13 protein-coding genes and 4 pseudogenes are annotated in these 20,797 nt (G+C 61.1%); 3 read left to right on the forward strand and 14 right to left on the reverse strand.

Translation table 11 applies throughout. From position 1 onward, the window contains the following. Nucleotides 1-44: 44 nt before the first annotated feature. Nucleotides 45-1,122, reverse strand: a pseudogene (locus AC0L3H_RS16715) (calcium:cation antiporter). A gap of 179 nt (nucleotides 1,123-1,301) precedes the next feature. On the opposite strand from AC0L3H_RS16715, the gene gltS reads away from it, so the two are divergent. Next, complete coding sequence (gene gltS, locus AC0L3H_RS16720) at nucleotides 1,302-2,522, forward strand: sodium/glutamate symporter (protein ID WP_473493179.1); 1,221 nt, start codon at nucleotides 1,302-1,304, stop codon at nucleotides 2,520-2,522. Between the two features lie 164 nt (nucleotides 2,523-2,686). On the opposite strand, the gene AC0L3H_RS16725 is transcribed toward gltS, so the two are convergent. The 9 genes and pseudogenes from AC0L3H_RS16725 to AC0L3H_RS16765 form a co-directional block, all read right to left on the reverse strand. Further along, entirely contained in the window at nucleotides 2,687-3,919 is a 1,233-nt protein-coding gene (locus tag AC0L3H_RS16725) for an HlyD family secretion protein (RefSeq protein ID WP_473586198.1), read from the reverse strand. Continuing rightward, nucleotides 3,916-4,431, reverse strand: a complete 516-nt coding sequence (locus AC0L3H_RS16730; RefSeq protein ID WP_473586199.1) for a hypothetical protein — start codon at nucleotides 4,429-4,431, stop codon at nucleotides 3,916-3,918. The genes AC0L3H_RS16725 and AC0L3H_RS16730 overlap by 4 nt, the downstream gene beginning before the upstream one ends. A 218-nt stretch (nucleotides 4,432-4,649) precedes the next feature. Next, entirely contained in the window at nucleotides 4,650-5,636 is a 987-nt protein-coding gene (locus AC0L3H_RS16735; RefSeq protein WP_473586200.1) for a DUF2950 domain-containing protein, read from the reverse strand. A gap of 20 nt (nucleotides 5,637-5,656) precedes the next feature. Further along, nucleotides 5,657-7,015 (reverse strand): DUF3300 domain-containing protein, encoded by a 1,359-nt coding sequence (locus AC0L3H_RS16740; protein ID WP_473493183.1) that lies wholly within the window; start codon nucleotides 7,013-7,015, stop codon nucleotides 5,657-5,659. An 85-nt stretch (nucleotides 7,016-7,100) separates the two neighbouring features. Further along, nucleotides 7,101-7,337, reverse strand: a pseudogene (locus tag AC0L3H_RS16745) (transporter); the annotation flags it as partial. A 224-nt stretch (nucleotides 7,338-7,561) separates the two neighbouring features. Beyond that, complete coding sequence (locus AC0L3H_RS16750) at nucleotides 7,562-8,560, reverse strand: formylglycine-generating enzyme family protein (RefSeq protein ID WP_473586201.1); 999 nt, start codon at nucleotides 8,558-8,560, stop codon at nucleotides 7,562-7,564. A 17-nt stretch (nucleotides 8,561-8,577) separates the two neighbouring features. Beyond that, nucleotides 8,578-9,585: an HAD family hydrolase gene (locus AC0L3H_RS16755; RefSeq protein WP_473586202.1), complete on the reverse strand. Its 1,008-nt coding sequence runs from the start codon at nucleotides 9,583-9,585 to the stop codon at nucleotides 8,578-8,580. Nucleotides 9,586-9,641: 56 nt separating this feature from the next. Next, complete coding sequence (locus AC0L3H_RS16760) at nucleotides 9,642-10,238, reverse strand: hypothetical protein (RefSeq protein WP_473586203.1); 597 nt, start codon at nucleotides 10,236-10,238, stop codon at nucleotides 9,642-9,644. Nucleotides 10,239-10,310: 72 nt separating this feature from the next. Further along, nucleotides 10,311-11,948, reverse strand: a complete 1,638-nt coding sequence (locus tag AC0L3H_RS16765; RefSeq protein WP_473586204.1) for an arylsulfatase — start codon at nucleotides 11,946-11,948, stop codon at nucleotides 10,311-10,313. A gap of 590 nt (nucleotides 11,949-12,538) precedes the next feature. Here AC0L3H_RS16765 and AC0L3H_RS16770 point away from each other — a divergent pair. Together AC0L3H_RS16770 and AC0L3H_RS16775 are read left to right on the forward strand one after the other, a co-directional pair. Then, nucleotides 12,539-12,840: pseudogene (locus AC0L3H_RS16770) on the forward strand (hypothetical protein); the annotation flags it as partial. Between the two features lie 145 nt (nucleotides 12,841-12,985). Then, entirely contained in the window at nucleotides 12,986-15,061 is a 2,076-nt protein-coding gene (locus AC0L3H_RS16775) for a mechanosensitive ion channel domain-containing protein (protein WP_473586205.1), read from the forward strand. A gap of 153 nt (nucleotides 15,062-15,214) precedes the next feature. On the opposite strand, the gene AC0L3H_RS16780 is transcribed toward AC0L3H_RS16775, so the two are convergent. The 4 genes and pseudogenes from AC0L3H_RS16780 to AC0L3H_RS16795 form a co-directional block, all read right to left on the reverse strand. Next, nucleotides 15,215-15,415, reverse strand: coding sequence for a HupE/UreJ family protein (locus AC0L3H_RS16780; RefSeq protein ID WP_473586206.1), 201 nt, complete (start codon nucleotides 15,413-15,415; stop codon nucleotides 15,215-15,217). Nucleotides 15,416-15,450: 35 nt separating this feature from the next. Next, a pseudogene (locus AC0L3H_RS16785) lies at nucleotides 15,451-17,006 on the reverse strand (DUF1254 domain-containing protein). Between the two features lie 669 nt (nucleotides 17,007-17,675). Next, nucleotides 17,676-19,559: a DUF3604 domain-containing protein gene (locus AC0L3H_RS16790; RefSeq protein ID WP_473586207.1), complete on the reverse strand. Its 1,884-nt coding sequence runs from the start codon at nucleotides 19,557-19,559 to the stop codon at nucleotides 17,676-17,678. Nucleotides 19,560-19,675: 116 nt separating this feature from the next. Continuing rightward, complete coding sequence (locus tag AC0L3H_RS16795; protein WP_473586208.1) at nucleotides 19,676-20,779, reverse strand: hypothetical protein; 1,104 nt, start codon at nucleotides 20,777-20,779, stop codon at nucleotides 19,676-19,678. Nucleotides 20,780-20,797 lie beyond the last annotated feature (18 nt).

Here is a 20,797-nt window from a genome sequence, read left to right on the forward strand (position 1 = left end):
TATGCCGTTCACGACCATCCCAGGCGTTCGAAGGCGGTGAAGCCTCACGGCACGGCAGCGAAAAACAAGAACACTGCGAAGATGACCAGGTGTACGATGCCCTGAAGCACCGTGGTCCGGCCGGTACCCAACGTGATCACGCTGACGATCAGCGTCAGCGTCAGCAGGACCTGGTCCTTCTCGTGCAGACCGAGCTCTAGCGGCTGGCCAAGCACTATCGAAACGAGCGCAACTGCGGGAATGGTCGGCCGATTGCCGCCAGTATCGACCCCAACGCCAGGTTCAGACTGGTCTGCAGTCGGTTGGCCCGGGCCGCTCTAAGCGCTGCCAGTAGTTCCGGAAGCAGCACCACCGCCGCAATTACGATCCCCACCACGGCTTTTGGCACCCCGAGCCGGGCGATTCCCGCCTCCACCGTTGGCGTCAGGGCTTTCGCAAGCGCCACGACCGCAACGAGGCAGACGAGCAGCAATCCTGCGCTGTGGCTGCCGTCCGGTTGGAGGGCGGCGACGCGTGCGCCTCCTCATCGCCCGCCTCAGCCGGCAGAAAGTAGTCGCGGTGCCGCACGGTCTGGACGAAGACGAATGAACCATAGAGAACCAGCGAGACCATGCCCACGAAGACAAGCTGCGACGTGCTGAACATCGGACCGACTGAGGTCGCGACGACGTTTGGCACAACCAGCGTCAGTGTGGTGAGCGCGGCCAGGACGGCCAAGGCGGCGCTCGCTCCCTGGAGCTGAAATCCCTGTTCGTGATGGCGCACGCCGCCCCACAGCAGGCACAGGCCGACGATGCCGTTCATCACGATCATGACAGCGGCGAACACCGTGTCGCGCGCCAGCCCCGCTTTTTCGACCGGAGCAGAGATCATCACCGAGACGATTAGTGCCACTTCGATAACCGTGACGGCAACGGCCAGCACAAGCGTGCCGAAGGGCTCGCCGGTGCGGTGCGCGACGATCTCAGCGTGGTATACGGCTGCAAAAACGGTGGCGATCAGGACCGCTCCCGCCACGGCAGCAATGAAGCCCCCGGTGCCTGCAAAGAATGTCGTCAACAGGATAGCCCAGGCCACTGCTGGCCAAGTCCATGCCCACCAGGGAGTTTGTGCTGCAGCCATGCCGACAAGACCTCATCGTTCTGCAGGTGAGGCTAGCACACTCCAGGGTCTCTGGAGACAAACTTCCGACCGCTTGCAGCTTCTGAGCCCAGACGGCTCGCTTACGTTGGGCCAGCTGTTGTAATCTGTTCGTCATCAGTGGCGTGCCCCATGTAAATGAGCGCGCCCCGGGGGATCAGATGATCGATTTCGATGCTCAGCAGGTGCTGCACGTGCGCCCGTTTCTATCGGTCACCGCAGGCGTCGTTGTGCTCTTCGCCGGCAAGGCGCTCAACCAGCGTTCCGCGGTCCTGCGCAAGTACAACATCCCGGAACCGGTGGCCGGAGGCCTTCTTTTCTCCGTTGCGATCGGGCTGGTCTATCTCTTCTCCGGCATCAAGGTCGATTTCGACTTGACGGCGCGCGATATCCTGCTCGTCTACTTCTTCACCGTGATCGGCCTCAACGCCAATGTCGGCGATCTCGCAAGGGGCGGCAGGCCGCTGGCGATGCTGCTGGCGGTCACCGTGGCTTTCATGCTGGTGGCGAACGTGGTCGGCATTGGCGCAGCCGGCATCCTTGGGCTGGACCCGTCTGTCGGGCTGCTTGCCGCCAGCATTTCGATGACCGGAGGGCACGGCACCGCGATCGCCTGGGCGCCTGTCATCGCCGAGACGCGCGGCGTCGCCAACGCCATGGAAATCGGCATCGTCTGCGCGACGATGGGGCTCGTCCTGGCGAGCCTCGCCGGCGGGCCCGTCGCCCGCTACCTTATCCAGCGCAATCGGCTCGAGGCGCAGCCGGAACCGTCGTATGACGTGGGCGTGAGCGCGGACGCCGAGCTTCCTGAGATCGACTACTTCTCTTTCCTGCACGCGATCCTGGCCATCCATGTCGCCGGCATCATCGGCATCATCGGCCACTCGTGGCTCGAGAGCGTCGGGGTGAAGCTGCCACTCTTCCTGCCCTGCCTTGCCGCCGGGATCGTGCTCTCGAACCTCGTGCCCCGCGTGCTGCCGGACGGCGTCTGGCCGAGCCGGACAGCGGCGCTGGCGCTGATCGCCGAGGTGTCGCTCGGCGTGTTCCTCGCGATGTCGCTGATGAGCATGAAGCTGTGGACGCTGACCGACCTTGCCGGTCCGCTCTCGGTGCTGCTCGCGCTGCAGCTGGTCCTGGCGGTGCTGTTTGCGGTCTATATCTGCTTCCCAGCGCTCGGGCGGAATTACGACGCGGCGGTGGCGACGGCCGGCTTCATCGGCTTCGGCCTCGGCGCGACGCCGACCGCAATGGCCAATATGACCGCCGTGACCCAGCGTCACGGGCCTTCGCACGTGGCGTTCCTCGTCGTGCCGCTGGTCGGCGCGTTCTTCATCGACATCGCCAACGCCATTGTGATCAAGCTGTTCCTCGCGGCGCTTTGATAGCCCGCGAGGCAGCGATACCGATGATCCAGGCCAGCAGGGTGACCTGTCCGCTGGCAATGTCGTAGCCGGCCGGCACGACCTTCAGCTTGCCCTCCTTGACCGCCTCGGCGATGATGAGAGGCTTGGCTGAGCCGGGCGCCCGGGTTGCTGCTCAGCCTTTCTCAGTGCCCGGAGAGGACAAGCGTCTGTACCGGAAGGAGCAGCGCCTGAATTCGAAGGATGACGGCGTGCACGACCCCGACCGTGTCTATGACGTGGAAAAACAGCCATTTCGAGGTGCTCAGTCCTTCTTCGGACAGCCGGTCGTGATTGTTGGTATACGCATTGGCAATACAGCTGCTTCCCGGCGGAACGCCTTCGAACCCACCCTGGAAAAGCGGTTCCAGAAAGACGGTGATCGTCCCGGGCCTGATCACTTGCTGAGCGTCGATCAGTTGATCCGACGCGCGCACTTGGCCGGTTGCGATAAGACCCTGCACCTCGGTCACAACCATCGGGATGATGGTCATCGGCATGGAGATGCAGGTGGCCTCGGCAACCATGCCTACCTTCATGACCTGCGCCTCCAACTGGCCGAAGCCCGCCACAAGCGCCCGCCTGCCTGCCTCCGCGGGAACCAGCACTCCCGCGGGCCGCAAGATAGGATTGACTATATCTCCCTTGCGCAGCGTGAACTGCTCAAGCGTTCCGTCCACTCCCGCATAGACGACCGTCTTGTCCAGTTCGACCTGCGCCTGGGCAAGTGCAGCCTCGGCGCTGGCCTTCTGCGCCGGCAGTACCGAAGCGATCTGGGCTTCGACGGACTGCTTGCTAGCCAGGACGGCAGACACCGCGGCTAGGCGACCATCGACGATATTCTGAAGTTTCTCGATCTCCCGTTGCGCAACCGTACCGGAGTTTCGCCTCTGAAGTTCGGTTCTGGTCGCGAGTTCGTCCACGGCCTGCTGATAGGCGCTCCGCGCTTCCTGGATCCGGGCATCGGCCGTCACCAACTCGGTCTTCGCCAACACCAGCGCCGCATCTATCTCCGACACACGCAGCCGCGCAGTTTCAAGCGCGGCTTTCTGGGTCGAACTGTCGAGCTTAAAGAGCCGCTGTCCTGATTTCACCTTTTCCCCGAGACCCACATAGACCTCTTCAACGCGGCCGGAGCCTTCGGGAAGAATGGGCACCGTGCGAAAGAAAGAAACGGCGCTGGATGTCGATGGATGGTAATAAAGGATCAGCGTCAGGAGTACGATGGTGAGTCCCAGGCAGGCGGTTATGCCATAACGGAGTTCATACCACACCGAATAGAGCGTGATCTCACGTCCGATCCTCTTTCCCTGGACAAAACGCCGGACGAGAAAATCGGGCAGGATCGTCACGACTGAGCATAGCAGTAACTCGATCATGGCCGGCGCTCCTCGTTTGCTGGAACAGGGTGTTGGTCATCGGGCGGCGTGGATGGAGCCTCGAACTCCACAACCCGCACCTGGGATAATGGCGCGTCGTTCACCGACAGCGGCGATCCCGCAGCAATTGCTTCCGGCGCAGATGCTGCAGGTGCGGGCGCCTGGCGCCTGTCGGCGGCCATCCTGGCAAGCGATTCAGCCATGGTGGACAACGGCGTCCAGAAGTCGGGAATGGGAACGATCGCAAGCAGCAATGCCGCAACCCAGAACACATTGATGTGAGTGAACAGCGCGAGCAACGCCAGAACCGCCACCAACTGAAACTGGACCTGGCTGGCCCCATGCGCGATGCGCTCAGGCAGCGAATGGAGCCAGAAATACAGGCTGCCAAGCATCATGAGCAGCACGATGATGAATATTACCGTTCCGGTGAAGAGAACATCGGTCTCTCCCGGAGCCACAATAAACCCCGGCAGATGATGGGGTGCTAGGGGATGCATCGCTTCGGACATTGCCATCACTCCAAAATATCAGGCGCTGCCTGATGATCGCCGCTTCCTGTTCGCCACCCTGTGCGGTCTGGGCGGCTTTCTGCTGGGCGCCGCCCGACGACGGACTGGTGGCCGGGCTTGGCCATGAATGAGAAGCTCAGTTCCATACGACCTCTTCTGCCACAGCGCAGGGTTTTGCCGATCGACTCGAAAATAACCCGGCTTTTGATCCATTTCTCTCAGTCGGCCACGACTTGCCACGTATCGTTCGGATTGAAGCGTTCGATGTATGTCACGATGGCGTCCGTTGCTGGCCCGAGATCGGTCTCGTAGACGACGCCGTGCTGGTTGACGGCGAAGGTTTTTGCGCCTGTCTCGCCATATTTGGCCGGCCAGGCGATAAGGCCAAAGCCGGCGATCATGTTGCCGTTTATGACGTAGTCGTAGGCGCCGCCGGCGATCTGGTCGCCCTGGCCGGTCAGGATCTTGTATTTGTAGCCGAAATAGCCTTCGCCCTTGGCCGCGTCCTCGAGCTCGGCCTGATCGATATTGCCGCCAGCCGGGCTCTCGCCGTTGATGTCGTCTGTCGGCCAGTAGAGTCCGTCGGTCGCGCCTTCCGAGCTGATCAGCTTCTGCGCGAACTCCTCCACGCCATCCTCGTCGCGGTCCCGCGACGCATAGTCCTCTTGCGCATCGACATAGGCGCGCATCGTCTCGATCGCGGTGAGCTCGTTTTCGCCGACATACCGGTTCACGATCTCTTCGAGCCCGGCATAGGTGTCGAAAGCCCACTTGCCGTCCTCGCCCTTGACGAGCGGAAACGGCAGCGGCCACAGCTTGTCGCCGATCTGCAGCGTGCGGCGGTCACCCTCGCCATCGAGGACAAGCTGCTTGGCCACACCCTCCTTGATCGCCGCCAGCGTCTCCTCCGCGTTCTCGTCAGCTTTCAGCTTTTCCGCATCGAGGCCGAGAAGGGTCGCAACCGAACCGTTGCCGGCGTCTTTCAGGGCCTGCTTGAATGCATCGACCGCTGCCTCGGGCGTATCGAAGACGGGCGGGTCGGCGGCGGCCGCAAAGGCGGTGATCTCCGGCGCGTCCGGCGCATCCTGTGCAGATGCTGGCTGCGAGACAGCGAAGCCCACTGCAAGCGCCACGGAGCAGACAGAGCCGAGAAGGATCGTATGCAAAAGTCCCGTGTGACGGGTGGTGCTGAACATCTGTATCATGATCCGGTCCTCCCGTTCCGTTAACGCCGGCGTCCGCCGCCGCCGCGCTTGATCTGCTTGTGGCCGCCACCACGGCTGCCGCCACCCATCGATTGGTGGCCGCGGTTGGAGCTGACCTTGGTCACCTTTCCGCGATCGACGTTGCCAAGCCCCGAAGGCTTCTTCGGCCGATTGTCGACCCTTGCCGCCGGTTTCGGCTTGCCGGCCGGGCGGTTGACCTTTGCCGGTTTGGCGGTTGGGCGGTTGGCGGTCGGGCGGTCGGCGACGGCGGGCCTGGCTTCTGGGCGTTTGACGTTCGGCCTGTTGCCCGGCCTGTTTGCCGCCTGACCGCCCTGGCCCTTCAGCCCGTCGAGCGTGCTCTTGCGGATGTCTCTCGTTGCAGCCGTCTTGCCCGGCGCCCTATTGGCGAGCTTGTCGTTCTTCTTGATGTCGCGGGCGCGGTCGCGGATTGCGTTGTCGCCGTTCTTTTCGATCCGGTTCTTGATATTGTTCCGGTCGAACTTGGTGAACTGGTCGCGGTCGATCTTGATCTTGTTGCGGTCGATGTTCTTCCAGTCGACGTCGTTCAAGTTGATCTTGCCGCTGAAGTCGCGGTTGTTGAAGCAATTGTTGCAATCGATGTTGATGTCGTTGCCGTTCCAGCGGCCGCCCCATACGCCCCAGTCGTTCCAGTCGACGGCGGCGGCCCAGATGGCGCCGGTCACCGCCCCGGCGAAAAAGGTCGCTCCCGGATACCAGTAATAGGGGTAAGGGTCGGGATAATAGCGGATCGGTTCCCACACGTAACCCGGCTCATAAAACATCTGCGGCGGATATTGCGGGACGTAGATCACTTCGGAGCTCGCCGACTTGATGACAAAATTGTCGTTCTCCTTGACCACCTGGATCTTGTCGTCGGTCTTGATCACGCCCTTGGCGACTGCCTCGTCGCGCAGCTGCTGGATGGCAACCAGCACGTCCTTCTGCTGGTAGGCAATGGCGTCGCCGAGCGTCTGCGTCCATTCGAGGTCGTCGCTCATCATCTTGACGATGCCCGGGTAATTGAGCAGCGAAACCACGGAGCCGTCCCAACTCTCCTTCGGCTTCAGGCCCTTGTCCTTCTCGTACCGCTCGAGAAAGCGCGCCGCCTCGACGATCTCCAGCGGATAAAGCGCTGCCGCGGTGATCACCGCGATCAGTTCGTCCGGATAGAGCGCAATCCGCGCAACCAGGACCTCCATCTCGTCGGCGCTCAGCGGCTCCGGCGAAGTCGTCGCATCACCCGAAGCGGCAGCCGCCGCGACCTGTTCTTGTGCAAGGACAGGATGCGCCGAGCCAAGCCCGGCAAGCAGCAGCGCCAGCGCCGCAGCGCCGACCTTCAACATGTCATTGCCCGTCATGCTTCGATCCTCCCTGCTTGTCGTCGTCCCGGCAGGCCTTTGCGCCGGGCGGCTTTTTTTGGAAATGGGAACGTCACCACGCCGCGGAATCCCAGATGACAGGCAGGATGGTGCGCGAAATCATGTTCCAGTCGTCGTTAAGCGAGACGGGGATAACCGGCTGGATGTTGAGCACGGCCTTCTCGCCGTCATTCGGTCCGAAGCCTTCGTCGTAGTTGAACTGGAGAGGAACACTGATCAGCGAGGCGATCGGATTGGAAAGCTTCTTGGCAAGATCCTGGCTGTCGTCCTGGGCCAGAGCGTCCGCGAAAGGCAACCCCAAGAGAGCAACGACAGTGGCAAGAAAGGCCTTCAACTCATCTCCTCCTGGCCGGCAGAAAGGCTTTGAGGGCCGGCGCCAACGAGGACGCCTGTCCGCAGGCTGAAACGATGCGCCAATAGGCCCTGCTGCACCAGCGACTCTATGTAATTTACGTCGAACGCGAGCAGCCAAATGCGGGCGCCCGCACAATTGGCGATGAGCGGAAAACTGCACCTCGCCGGTGCCTACTCTGGATCCAATGGTCGACATATCGCGCCGAGACTGCGTGCAATGCAGCGGAAACCCAAATGGCACGTCGACGTATCGATCGGCTGCGCCATTCGGGCGGCCGGGCGGTAGCGCCGGCAATAGTTGGGCGCGCAAAGATGCGAGCCGCCTTTCATCACCTTGCGCGGGATTCTGATCTGCGGCTGCCGTGGATCGAGGCTGTCGTCCCGTTTGGCACCGCGGGGGTTGTCAACCGTGCAGCACGGGCTGTCGATCTTGCCGTGTTCCTGGTACCAGTCCGTGGTCCACTGCCAGACATTGCCAGCCATGTCGTAGAGGCCGTAGCCGTTGGCGGCAAAGGAGGCGACGGGTGACGTCCCCTCGTAGCCGTCCTCGCAGAGATTCTGCCATGGGAACTCGCCTTGCCAGGTATTGGCCATGTGTCGGCCATCGGGCGCCATTTCATCGCCCCAGACAAATTCGGCCGCGTCGAGCCCGCCCCGCGCCGCGAATTCCCACTCAGCCTCGGTGGGCAATTCCTTGCCCGCCCACGATGCGTAGGCTTCGGCGTCCTCAAAGTTCACATGCACGACCGGATGGTCGGCCAGCCGCTTGATCGAACTCGCCGGCCCGCGCGGATGGCGCCAATTGGCGCCGCGCACGTAGACCCACCAATTGTAGTGGTCGCGAAGGTCGACACGCTGTTTGGCCTTGCTGAACACCACGGACGATGGCGCCAGCATGTCCGGCTTCGCTCCGGGATAATCATCGGGATTTACGGGACGTTCGGCCGAGGTGACGTAACCAGTTGCGTCGACGAAGCGAGCGAACTCGCGGTTGGTGACGGTGCAGACGTCCATCCAGAAGCCGCCCACTGCCACCCTATGCGCCGGCGCCTCTTCGGGATAGTGCTTGTCCGATCCCATGAGGAATGTACCGCCGGGAATCCACACCATGTTCAGGATTGGCTCTTCGACCTGTGTAGATTGAGCCTGGCGTTCCACAACTTGGCGCATCGTCTTGCTCCGAATCCTTACTTCTCGAAGGCGAACACCCGATTCCAATCCTTCTTCATATCGACAACCGTCCAACCAGAATCGGCTGCGGCGTCGAGACCCTTGTCGAGATGGCCGATGTGCGACTCGCGGTCGTAGGCCCATTCCCGCTCACCGTCGGTGTGGTGCACATAAAGGCAAAAGTGCGGGCCAGGTCCCGAGCATGTCCATTGCAGCATCTGCAGGTCGCCGTCCGAATTGCCGAACGCCGCGATGGGCCGGCGACCGATGTGCTGGTGGATGCCGACAGGCTTGCCCGCCTTGTCGTCAATGAAGTTGATTTCCGGCAACTTCATGAGCAGTGGCACCCCGTCGCGCATCTCAAAACTGGTCTTGCCACTGCTGCCAACGATCTGCTCGGGTGGAATGCCGTAAACGTTTTCGCTGAAGACCCGCATGAAATCGATCCCGCCGCCTGATACGATGAAAGTCTTGAAGCCGTTGGCCCGCAGATAGCTCAACACCTCCAGCATCGGCTGGTAGGCCATCTCCGTGTAAAGCCGGCCGGTCTTCGGATGCTTGGCGCTGGCAACCCAATCGCGGACGATCTGATCGAATTCCTCCGTCGTCATGCCGGAATGCGTGGCCATGACGATCTGCATGATGGCTGGCTCACCGCCAGCAAGTGCTGCTTTCAGGTCGCCCCTCAGCAAAGAGGCAAACGGCTCCTTCTCCTTCCACTCCGGATGTTGCGGGGCGAGCGCTTTGATCCGATCGAGCGCGAATAGGAGTTGGAAGTAGAGCGGCTGTTCGCCCCACAGCGTCCCGTCATTGTCGAAAACAGCGACGCGCTCTGCTTCGGGCACGAAGTCCGCCGCGCCTTCAGCGGTCACGCGGTCGACGAACGCCACGATGGCCTGCTTGGACTGGACGTCATTCCAGGATGGTAGCTGATCGGTGCCTTGCGCAGTGGCAGAGGCAGTGGCCCCCACCAACAGGAGGATTGACACCAGGTAGCGCTTCGCTGCGCAAGCAAGATTGGTCATGGCTTGATGTCTCCTGTAGGTCAGCGCCCATCAGGAGCGCCATCATCAAAAAGCGATCACCGGTAAGGGTGATCGCTCGGGTTGGTTGGGCCTGACTCTCTGGCGGTAGCTGCCAGACCGGCTGACTGAGGTCCGTCGCGGTGTTCGAACAGCAGCGTCCAAAGCCTGCTTTCCCCAAGCGCAACGTTGAGTTCCCTGGACGCCAAATAGGGGATCAATATCAGCAGCATGATCAGGCTTGTCGCCAGCGTCTGAGGCAGCTTGGCGCCTCCGAACTCAGCGAGCGAGGCGGCGACCGATCGCCCATGAATCAAACCGACGACGATTTCCTCGAGGACCGAGAGGACAAGAAGCAGGATCAGGTATAACAGGGCCTTGAAGGCTATGACGTAGACCATCCTGCTTCGACGCCGGTCGCCCAATCGGATCATCTGCCCGAGCATTATGAACTTCGCCAGGATCAGTGCCTTGATGGCCGCCAGGCCTGATGGCAGATAGCTGATGCCCTCCTCGCCAAGGATCGCTGCCTTGTAGAGAATGAGCGCACCAAAGCAGACGAATAGATACAAGGACAGGAGCGCGTACTCGCGCAATTCGTTCTTTGCCCGCTGAGCAATGGTCTCGGTCGAGGGATTGTTGTTCGCGACTGCCATTGACCTGCTTCCGAGTTGGCTTGGAGGCCGCGCCTGCCGATAGTGCGAGCGCGGCCTGTTCAGAGCGAAGACTCAGTGTCTGCCACCCTCCTGCAGTTTCGCCAGGACCTGGTCGAGCGCGAAGCTGCCGGGGCTCTGCCGCGGCGGGAACTCGACATAGGTCTGCAGGTGTTTGGCGACATAAGCCTGCGCCGGCACGAGCGCGAAGGCGTGCTCGACACGCCATCTGTCATATTCCCCGGCGTCCGTCTGCGCCCGTTCGAACGGGTCACCCTTGATGTCGAAGAGCTTCGGGAACCGCAGCGGAATCAGCGGATTCTCCCAGACGGCAAGCCCCTCCTCACGCTGCTCGAGGAAGACCATCTTCCAGCGTTCGTAACGCAAGGCGGCGAGATTGCCGTCATCGGTCCAGTAGAAGTATTCGTGGCGCTTGCCTTCGCCTTCGCCAGCCAGCACATCGCGTTGGTTGTAGCCATCCAGATAGACCTTGAAGCTCTTGCCAGCGGCTTCGTATCCGCTCAACAGCTTGGCCGTCACGTCTGGCTCGCCTGCGGCGGCGACGAGCGTTGGCACGAAGTCTTCATGTGACGTTATGTGATTGATTTCGGTTCCGGGCTTGATGACGCCGGGCCAGCGCATCATGCACGGCACGCGGTAGCCACCTTCCCAGTTTGTGTTCTTCTCGCCTTTGAAAGGCGTGGTGCCGCCGTCCGGCCACGAGAAAACCTCCGCACCGTTGTCGGTCGTCCAAAGGACGATGGTGTTGTCGGCGATGCCGAGGTCATCGAGCTTGCCCAGAAGCTGGCCAACCATGCCGTCCATCTCCACCATGGCGTCCGCATAGATGCCCAAGCCGGTTTTGCCCTTCGAGGCCTCCTTGAGAAACGTATAGATGTGGGTCCGGGTCGAATTGAACCAGCAGAAGAACGGCTTCCCGTCGGCGTTCGAGCGGTCGATGAAGTTGAGCGCGCTGCCGAGGAACTCTTCGTCTACGGTTTCCATGCGCTTCTTCGTCAGCGGACCGGTGTCCTCGATCTCCTGTTTACCCACCCGCCCGAACCGCGGATCCTCGGTAGGATCGTCGGTTGCACTGGCCTTGCATTTCATCACGCCGCGTGGACCGAACTTGGCCTTGAACTCGGGGTTCTTCGGGTAGTCGGGATGCTCAGGCTCGTCCTCGGCATTGAGGTGATAGAGATTGCCGAAAAACTCATCGAAGCCGTGAACGGTGGGCAGATGCTCGTTGCGGTCGCCGAGATGGTTCTTGCCGAATTGCCCGGTAACATAGCCCTGCGGCTTGAGCAGTTCCGCAAGTGTCGGGTCCTTCTCCGACAGCCCTTCCTTGGCACCTGGCAGGCCTACCTTCAGCAGGCCGGTGCGGAAGCAGGATTGGCCGGTAATGAATGCGGCGCGCCCGGCTGTGCAGGACTGCTGGGCGTAGTGGTCGGTGAAGATCGCGCCCTCTTTGGCGATCCGATCGATGTTCGGCGTGCGATAGCCCATCATGCCCCGGTTGTAGGCGCTGAGGTTCCAATAACCGACGTCATCGCCGAAAATGACGAGGATGTTGGGTTTTGCGCCGGCTGCTTGAGCTTTCGCGCTCGTGGCTATTCCGGATGCGACAGCCGAAATGGCGAGCACAGATCCTCCGGTCAGCAAAATGTCGCGCCGGTTCGGTTGTCGGTCTGGATTCGCCTGCTTGTCACTCATCTGACGTCCTCCTTTGACTGTACCGCTTTTTCCAGGATGACCCGAGTTTTCGGTTCCCTGGCATGCTCCGCGTTCTGTCGACGAGACGAAACTGGTGGCAGGACGCTTCAGACATGCCCCCGACAAAATCGCCCTTCGTGAGGTTCGCCTATTGCCGCTCGGGGCGGAAGGTAATTAACGGTAACCTACGGACGGAATCCGCTCGGTTGCATCGAAAGCGGGCTATCCAGGATACGGTCTAGCTCGACGGGACAAATGACAGTAGGGAGATCCAATTCCCGGCGCCGATATACCGCGCAATGGCCTTGGGTCGGATCGGGAAGACATTGCGGGTTCTTTGAGGACCGCTGCCACAAGCGTGTCAATCCTCGGCCATCGGCGGATACAGCTTCACCAAGCAACAGTCCGACTGCGTAACTTACATACTGATACTGGCACCATCAAAAAGACTATGCGCATTCTAGCGCATAAGGGATGGCGCTATGGCAGCAAACGGCAACACACCTGGCAGGGAGCAGTGATATTCGGCGGCAAGCGACGCCTACGGTATGCCGAATTTGCGATCCGCAAATGAGGCATTCCGCGACAGTAGGGTGTGGACGGTCGACACCGACTTCTCCTTCAGTGAAGCGACGGGCGCAGCCTGGGTGGATGCCATGGCCGGTCTTCGTGGAAACTATTCGGTCAGGCCCGAGGTCGACCGGTGGGACTCGTCGGCGCCGGCGAAGCCGACATCGACTGGGATGTCGCCGGGGCGGTCGGCTATCGTTTCAACGATCGCATCTCATCGGTCATCGGGTACCGGGCACTGGGCGGCGACTACAGCAACGACGGCGGTTTCCTCGATGTCGTGCAGCAAGGTCCGATTCTGGGACTCGTGGTCCGGTTTTAGCGGCACAAAGAGTTCGATGGATTTTGATTGCGCCCTTAGCTTGCAGCCACTCTGCCCGGAGACGTAGCATGCAGCCAGAGCAGTTGCCCATAAAAGGGCGAGGAGCCAATATGTGCAGCGGCGGCATTCAAAACTCGAGGCGCTCATGAATTACAAGCTACGGCTCGGGTTCTTGCCAGTTGTCGTGGTGCTCTTGCTAGCGCTCTTGCAAGGAACTTCGCTAGCTCAACAGCCCTCCCCCGACCTTCCGCCCGAAAAGGCAAAGCAGTTCCTCGAGCTTTTGTCCGATCCGCAACTAAAGGCATGGCTCGAGGGAAAGATTCCAGCGGCCACGGACGAGCCCGGCCTGTCCATTTCCGAGGACATCTTGAGCGTGGAGACGGGTATTCGTGCCCGTATCGGTGCGCTCGGCGCCGCGATCCCGCGCCTGCCGGAAGAATTTTCGCGAGCCGCCGAAATTGTCTCGCATGACGTGAACTCCGGCAGGCCAGGGCTGGTCATGGGCATCCTGGCGGTCCTGATCGCGGTCGGTTTCGGAGCCGAGTGGGCAGTCCGACGAGCGCTCGCCAGGACGATGAGCGCGGTTGCTCAGGAAGACGCCGGACAAGCGGTCCTCTTCGAGACTGTCGCCCTGCTGACTTTTGCTCTCGCCAGCGCCGGTTCGTTCTTGGCACTCGGATGGCCACCCTTGCTCCGCAGGATCATTCTGACCCTGCTTCTTGCGTTCATCGCGTTCCGTATCGTTCGGGCGGCAGCCCGATTGCTGTTTGCGTTCGGCGGTGCGACAAGCGCCCCCTCGGACAAGCCGACTCGGCTTTTCGAAAGTGAGGCTTCGACCCATTTCTGGCGGTGGCGTGTCAGCCTTGTGGCCGGGTTCCTGTTGTTCGGCTGGGCGATCGCCAGCCTCATGCCTGGCTTGGGCTTCTCTCAAGAGTCTGCGGAGCTCGCCGCCTTCCTGTTCGGGCTTGGCGTTCTGGCGACCGCAATCAAGGTCGTCTGGCAACGGCCCGACGGGCGAGGCTCTCTGGTCAAGCAATGGTTTCTCACCTTGTCCCTGATCGTGCTCTGGATGGCTTGGGTCGCCGGCCTGCTCGGCGTCCTGTGGCTTGGGATTTTCGCCCTGGTGCTGCCGACAGCCTTGCGCGGCGTCGGCGCCGCGGCACAGGCCTTCGCCGGCAGGTCGAAGCGCAGCGGCGCGATGGGCGTCGCACTCAACGTGCTCATTGTCAGGGGCGCCAGGGCGGTGGTCATTGCCGCGGCAGTCGCATGGCTTGCCTATATCTGGCGGATCAGGGCCGCGAGCCTCGCCGGCAGCGAAAGCGCCGGCTTCCTGATAACCGGGCTGCTCCACGGCATCATCATTCTGCTGATCGCCGACCTGCTCTGGCAACTGTTGAAGGCCTTGATCGAATATCGCATGAACCTCGCGCAGGCGGATGGGAGCAGCGCCGACCAGCTGGCCCGCAGCGGCCGGCTGCGCACGCTGTTGCCGATATTCCGCAACGCCCTTGCCGTGTTCATAGCCGCGGTCACCGTGCTAACGATCCTCGCTGGGCTCGGCGTGAAGATACTCCCGCTGATTGCCGGCGCCGGCATCTTCGGCATCGCCATCGGCTTCGGCTCGCAGACCCTGGTCAAGGACGTGCTGAGCGGCGTGTTCTACATGATGGACGACGCCTTCCGGGTCGGTGAATACATCCAGAGCGGCAGCTACAAAGGCACGGTCGAATCCTTCAGCCTGCGGTCGGTGCGTCTGCGGCATCATCGCGGCCCCATCTATACCGTCCCGTTCGGTGAACTCGGGGCGGTCCAGAACATGAGCAGGGATTGGGTGATGGACAAGATCACGATCGGCGTGACCTATGATTCCGACGTGGACCTGGCGCGCAAGCTGATCAAGAAGATAGGCCAGGAGCTGGCGGCAGACCCGGAATTTGCGGCTGACACGATCGAGCCGCTCAAGATGCAAGGCATCGACAATTTCGGGGACTACGCGATCGTTCTCAGGATGAAGCTGATGACAAAGCCCGGGACCCAATTCGGCATCAAGCGGCGCGCCTTCATGATGATCAAGAAGGCGTTCGAGGAGAACGGTATCAAGATCGCGGTTCCCACCGTTCACGTCGAGGGTGGCGGGGAGACTGCGGCCGCTGCTCATCAGGCAAACCAGATCCTGAAAAAGAGCAAGGCCCCCTTGGAGGCGGTGAGCGACACGCCATAGAGCTGCGCGGTCCTGTCCACGTCATCCGAACTCGGCCTGACCTTTCTGAGAAAGGCATGAAGCGGGGCGAGCATCCACCCACGGGTCAGAGCCTTCCTGCGGATCGGATCGCTGCTCGGATTTCATTGTACCCGTGTGGTCGCTCCACGCCCGCTATATGAACATTGAATCAAAGCGCTCAATGCTCCAGAACGCTGCGATCGTCCCGATGACATAGGCTGAGGCGACAACCGCCTGCCGCGGCAATTCATAAACGCGCTGGACTAGATGAATGGCGACCAGCACGACGGCAATAAATATCAGCTGGCCAAGTTCGACGCCGACGTTGAATGAGAAGAGCGCCAGCGGGACCATGGGATCCGCGCCTCATGGCCAACCGTATCCACTTGTCACGGGACGAGTTCGATCTCGCCCGGCTTCCAGGTCTTGTCGAACCACGGCTGCAGCGGACCATAGAGGCGAAGAAGAACGTTCCAGCCCTTGCCGGGGACTGTCTGGATCCAGTTGGCCTCATTGCCTTCCGGCGCCGTCGGGCCGAACCAGACATCGACCGAGGAGTCCGCGTTGATCACAATGTCTTTCTTGTCGCTGCCGATGCTAGGGAATTGCTGGTCCGTCTGCAGCATCGAACGGGTCTGATTGTCATACAAGACGAACGACCAGAAATTCTTTGCCGGAATGTTTGGCGGCAGATGCACCTTATAGGTCCTGCCGCCATCGAACGGCCTGCCGTCCTTGTCGGTCGTGGCGCCTGCGTACTGCGAACCGATGCCGACGCGCTTTATCGCCATGGCCGGCGTGATGCCCGTCGCATAGTAGTGGAACAGGACACGGGCATCCAGATAGCGAACGCCGGGCTGCAGAAGGAACTCGTAGCTGCCGCCGACAAAGCCGGTGAACCAGGCACTGTCCGGATAGTAGTAGGCATCCTTCATACGAGTCTTGAAGGTAATGGTGCGCGCCGTCGCGTTGCCGACGGCTACGGCTTCGGTGAGGATCTTTTTCATCCGCTCGTCTGGCGCGAAGGGTTTGCCTTTTACGATGCCGATGGCGGCGAGCTGTCCCAGCACTTCCGGGTGATAGGTCTCATTCGGCTCGTACTGGACGATGTTGTTCACTTCCTCGTAGAAATGGAAATCATTGGCATGGATGGTGTTGTACTCCTTGCCAGACGTATTGATGATTTTCATTGGCAGCGGATTGCCGACGTCCGAAAGAGGATACACCTTGGCGAATTTCCTGGTGTTTTCGACCGCAGTTGCGGTGCTGCCATTTTCGAGGAAGCCACGCCAGAAGAACAGGTTTCCGTAGGTCGACGTCCGCAATACGAAATAACCTTCGGGGACCTCGCCCTCATAGCCTGGCGGCAAGAGCAGGTATTTTCCACCCTTGCCCTTGTCCGGACCGGCATTGCCGACATCGCCAACATATTGGAACCAGTGATTGTCGATCATGCCCAGGATATTGGGCGGCGTCTCGATGACCAGTGGACCGGCCTTGGTGTCCAGCCACATCAGATTGTAGATGCTTTCGGTGTTGCCGGTCAGGTACAACGAATGCGAGTCCATGAGGTTTTCGAAGATCAGAATGGTCTGATTGTTGTCGGCGCCCTGCTTTGCTAGCCCGACTCGCAGGGCTTCAACCGATGCGCCGGGCATGGCGTTGAGGAAGGCGTCGACGCCGCGCATGAAGTCGAGGTTGTCGTAAAGCTTCTCCGAAGTGGCGTCATCCGGGAAGCCGTCGAAAAAGTTCAGCTCGCCAAGCCTGGTGTCCAAACTCTCCGGCGTGATGATCGAATCCGGTATCGGCGTCGTCATCTTCATCTGGGCGCTTCGGCGGAAGCGGTGCTCATGCCGATCAGTACCGCCGCGGCGGTGGCGCAAAGCAGTCTCGTCGTGCGTGCAGCGGTCGCAGCAGAGCCGGCCAATTTCAGGTAGTGTTTCATGGCTTTTCATCCTTCACAGTGGTTCAGGCCGCGGGGCGGCCGGTCTTCTCATTTTTTTCGGGAACAGAAGCGTCCGGTCCATCAACCGACGGATCGGGAACCGACGCGCTGCGCTGAAAATGCTTTTCTTGCCTTTTGGCCGATACTCGCTGGCATTGCGCCACGTTATTCAAAGCAACTTAGGCTCGGCATTCGTGCCGTGCCAGCCGCAGTATGTAAATTACGTGGACCAACCCGTAATTGACGAAAAACGAGGCGGCGGCGGGTCGAAAACCTCAACACGCGAGGGTACGGTGATCCGGGCGGATGCCTCCGCAGAAGGAAGTTCAATCCCCTGCGCGGAAAGACTGTCGTGCCCAAGTCCACCGGATCGCGGACGGCATACCGGTGGGCCTCGTTCCCAAGGCCAGCGCTGGAGCACGCGTTTGCTTTGGATGGTCGGGCGATTTCCTAACTATGCGACTGCCTGGGGCTTGCGGCTCGATCGCGGACTTGATCCGACTCGGCGCGAATGAAATGAGCGCCAGAACAATGAGCCAGACCGGCAACACAACAATCAGGCAGGTCGTTTTGAGGAAGGAGCTTGTCGCATGTTTGAGCCTTCCTGTCTTGGCAGGCGGCGCACGATCCGCCTGCCCCAACACCAGCCAAGCAAATCCGGCGTTTCCTTTAGCCGGCCGGATTGTACCAGATCGGCGAGGTGTACGCGCGCTCCTGCATCTCCATCGTCGCTTCCGGCGGCATTTTTACGCCGAAATATTTGGCGTCGTAAGCCGTCCAGCGCGGCGTCGGGATTTCCAGCACGCGGCCGTAATAGAACGCCCGCTGTGCCGGATCGAACTCGGGATCAACCCAGACGGCGACCAGTTCCGGCGCACCTATCGTGTTGGTCCAGGTGGCATTGGCGACATCGACAGTGTTCCCGACCGAAGGCACCTTGCCGTCAGCGCCCGGCTTGCGATCGCCCGACCACGCAACGTCGTAGACCTTCTCCTGCACTTCGCCGGCCGCATCGAGCCATCCCTTGACGATTTGGTAGCGATCGAGGTTTGCGCCGATCGGATCCTTCAGAGCGGCAACCAGGAAGGTCGGTGCCTTGCCTTCCGGCGCGGCTGTGAGATCGCCGCCCATCGGCACGCCCTTGGTATAGCCGGCCAGCGCCGGGCTACGGGTATCGGCATCCGCGGCGACGAAATCGAAACCGGCAAAGAAGCGGACTGCCATGCGCGGACCCGTTGTTGCATAGGTCTCTCTGCGTTCCATCGCGTCGAAAATGGCATGACGCGTATTCTCGGTCGCCCACACCGCGGCATAGCCGGACGATGTCTGCTCCCAGCCCATTATCGTAGCCTTCTCGGTCTTGATGAACGGGTGCATGGCCCGCTCGGCGCTCGGCTCGCTGCTCGAGGTCTTGCCGAAGAAATTGTCCTCCTCGACCGCGGCTAGCCCAGTATGCGCATCGGTCGAGCCGATCATGCCGAACTTGTATGGATTGATGCCGAGTTCTTTCTCCAGCTTGAGCCCATTCTTAAGCGCTGAGCGTGCATATTCGAACTCCAGCATGTCGGGCGTCTTGACAACCGTCAGGTCGAGGTTGCCTTTGTCCCACCGCTCGAAGTTGGCGAATTCGTCATTTGGCGACAGGAAGGGGTGCGTTTCGCCGTCGCCTTTGATCTGGGTGGCTTCGTAAAGCCGCTCCCATCTGGCGCGGGTCTCGGCATATTCGCGGTCGATGGCCTTGTTAACGCCCGGTTCCACCATCGGGAACATGATGCCGTTCGAGAGGTTGCCGTTGTGCGCGATCGCCAGCACGTCACCGCCGGTCTTTTCCTCATAGGCCGACATCCATTTCCACAGGTCGCGCGGATTGTCGCTACCGGGAGGAAGAACCGTATATGGGACGACTTGTCCGGCGCGGTCGCCATTGTCGCGGAACAGGACGTTGCGATGCAGATTGTTGCCGCCCGTGTTTGATGTCCACTCGTAGCCAATGACCGCCGTGAAGCGTCCCGGCTCGTTCGCTTCCTCTGCCGCGTCGATGGTTTCCTGCCATGCCGAGCGATAGGGGGCAGAGTCGGGGGAATAGAGGATCGGGCCCTTGAACTTGCCGGCGCCAAAGGAGGTGATGATATCGATCGCAGCTTCGGCGCCTTTGCCCGACTGGACCATATCGTACCATTTGCGGCCGAGCGGATCGGCTAGAAGCGCTGGCTTGCCTGCAAGCAGATCCGGGAAAAAGCCCATATTATCGGAATGGTCGGTCACGACGAGAAAATCGAGCGGCCGCGACAGTTTCACCAATTGCCCAGACGAAGCCATCACCTCCTGGCCCTTGCCGAGCCGATAGGCCTCGCGTGGTCCCAGGCGCGCGCCGAAAGCGCCGGCATCCATCGAGAACGAGGTGTGAGTATGCGTGTCGCCAAACAGCGGCCGCGTCGGGAAATTTCGGCCGGCCGCCGGCGAATAGGGCTTTTTGGCGGGAAAGACCTTCTCTGCCGCTTCCTTGTCCAGGGTGCCGGAATCCTGCGCTGCAGCGGGGAGCGCGCCTGTCATGCTTGCAACTCCAAGAGCGGCGACTGAAACAAAGTGCAAAAGTCCGAGTGTTCTCATCATAGTCCTCCTCCACCTGTTTGGTGCATGCCCAAGCCAATTATTCCCTGGAAAACTGGTCATCGGAGACCACCGGACCGCGTGAACACGGCCTTGGAACTCCCGCCTTCACCAGCGCTTGAAAGGTACACAGCGATCGCGAAACGCGATGCTCCGTCCAGGCCAACGCCCGCATTCAGAATTTCACGCAGCCGGGGGGCGAAGCGAACCACTTTCCAATCGGACAGGTCATTTGCGACATTCCCGGCAAGCTCGGGGTGATGCGCGAGCAGGCGACCGTAAGCTTCGACGATCGCGGATCGCAGTTCGACTGCCCCGCCCGTCCCCTGTACCGACAATGCTCTCACGATTTCGAGCAGCTCAGCATGACTTCGGCCCGGCTCGACAAAGTATTCTTCCGCGAGCCGCGTCACCCCGTCCGCGCCGGTCATCTCGATGAGCGCAGTGGCATAGGCACCGAGGTTGATCGTCAGCCCGTACTCCGCCGCGGTCTTCAGTTTTCCGCGAACGAAGGCGATGTCGTCCGGGCGGTCCGACATGCCGAGCATGAGGATGTAGAGCCCATGCCATTCGACATGAAACAAGTCGTTGACAATTCGATAGATGTCGTCACGCGCAACACTTGTTTTGAGATCGCGCAGCGTTGCGTAGGGCGCGCGCGCGACCTCGAGGAAGGCCAGTTCGGCGAGCCTGCGATCTTCGTGCCGGAGGTAAGTGGCGAAGAACACCGCGCGTTCGGCCGGCGTCTTCGAGCTCTTGTCCCATTGCGCCACCTGGCGCATTACACTTTGATACTCGCGCCCCGCCAGGCCAAGCGCCCTCCAGGCCCCGCCGGGACCGTTCTGGACAAGAATGACCTGGAGAGCCGGATACAGCTGGAGGGCGCGGGCCGTCGTCGAATCGAGGAACAGAGGGATGGCGCTGCCGTCGTAGCGTCCCTTGAAGGTTTCCAGCACTACGTAGGAGAAAGGTCTTGCCGGATTCTCGCGCGCGAAGACCGCCGTGCCGCTCGCGACAACCTGGTCGGCATTCGTCACCTTGGGATAGGGCATACAGAGCACACAAGCATGCGCCGGCGTGGTGGTCAGCAGGAACGCCCACATCAGCGATGCCAGTGCTGCGCTAGTCAGCCCGGTTCGCCAATCCCTGCGCGAGGTGTTCATATGCCGCCCTTCCCGACA

Source organism: Mesorhizobium sp. WSM4816 (genome assembly GCF_055811535.1).

Excerpts from the sequence above, each read along its gene's own strand:
- gltS (WP_473493179.1), top strand. The coding sequence starts at position 1,302 with ATGATCGATTTCGATGCTCAGCAGGTGCTGCACGTGCGCCCGTTTCTA.
- AC0L3H_RS16725 (WP_473586198.1), bottom strand. The coding sequence starts at position 3,919 with ATGATCGAGTTACTGCTATGCTCAGTCGTGACGATCCTGCCCGATTTT.
- AC0L3H_RS16730 (WP_473586199.1), bottom strand. The coding sequence starts at position 4,431 with ATGTCCGAAGCGATGCATCCCCTAGCACCCCATCATCTGCCGGGGTTT.
- AC0L3H_RS16735 (WP_473586200.1), bottom strand. The coding sequence starts at position 5,636 with ATGATACAGATGTTCAGCACCACCCGTCACACGGGACTTTTGCATACG.
- AC0L3H_RS16740 (WP_473493183.1), bottom strand. The coding sequence starts at position 7,015 with ATGACGGGCAATGACATGTTGAAGGTCGGCGCTGCGGCGCTGGCGCTG.
- AC0L3H_RS16750 (WP_473586201.1), bottom strand. The coding sequence starts at position 8,560 with ATGCGCCAAGTTGTGGAACGCCAGGCTCAATCTACACAGGTCGAAGAG.
- AC0L3H_RS16755 (WP_473586202.1), bottom strand. The coding sequence starts at position 9,585 with ATGACCAATCTTGCTTGCGCAGCGAAGCGCTACCTGGTGTCAATCCTC.
- AC0L3H_RS16760 (WP_473586203.1), bottom strand. The coding sequence starts at position 10,238 with ATGGCAGTCGCGAACAACAATCCCTCGACCGAGACCATTGCTCAGCGG.
- AC0L3H_RS16765 (WP_473586204.1), bottom strand. The coding sequence starts at position 11,948 with ATGAGTGACAAGCAGGCGAATCCAGACCGACAACCGAACCGGCGCGAC.
- AC0L3H_RS16775 (WP_473586205.1), top strand. The coding sequence starts at position 12,986 with ATGAATTACAAGCTACGGCTCGGGTTCTTGCCAGTTGTCGTGGTGCTC.
- AC0L3H_RS16780 (WP_473586206.1), bottom strand. The coding sequence starts at position 15,415 with ATGGTCCCGCTGGCGCTCTTCTCATTCAACGTCGGCGTCGAACTTGGC.
- AC0L3H_RS16790 (WP_473586207.1), bottom strand. The coding sequence starts at position 19,559 with ATGACAGGCGCGCTCCCCGCTGCAGCGCAGGATTCCGGCACCCTGGAC.
- AC0L3H_RS16795 (WP_473586208.1), bottom strand. The coding sequence starts at position 20,779 with ATGAACACCTCGCGCAGGGATTGGCGAACCGGGCTGACTAGCGCAGCA.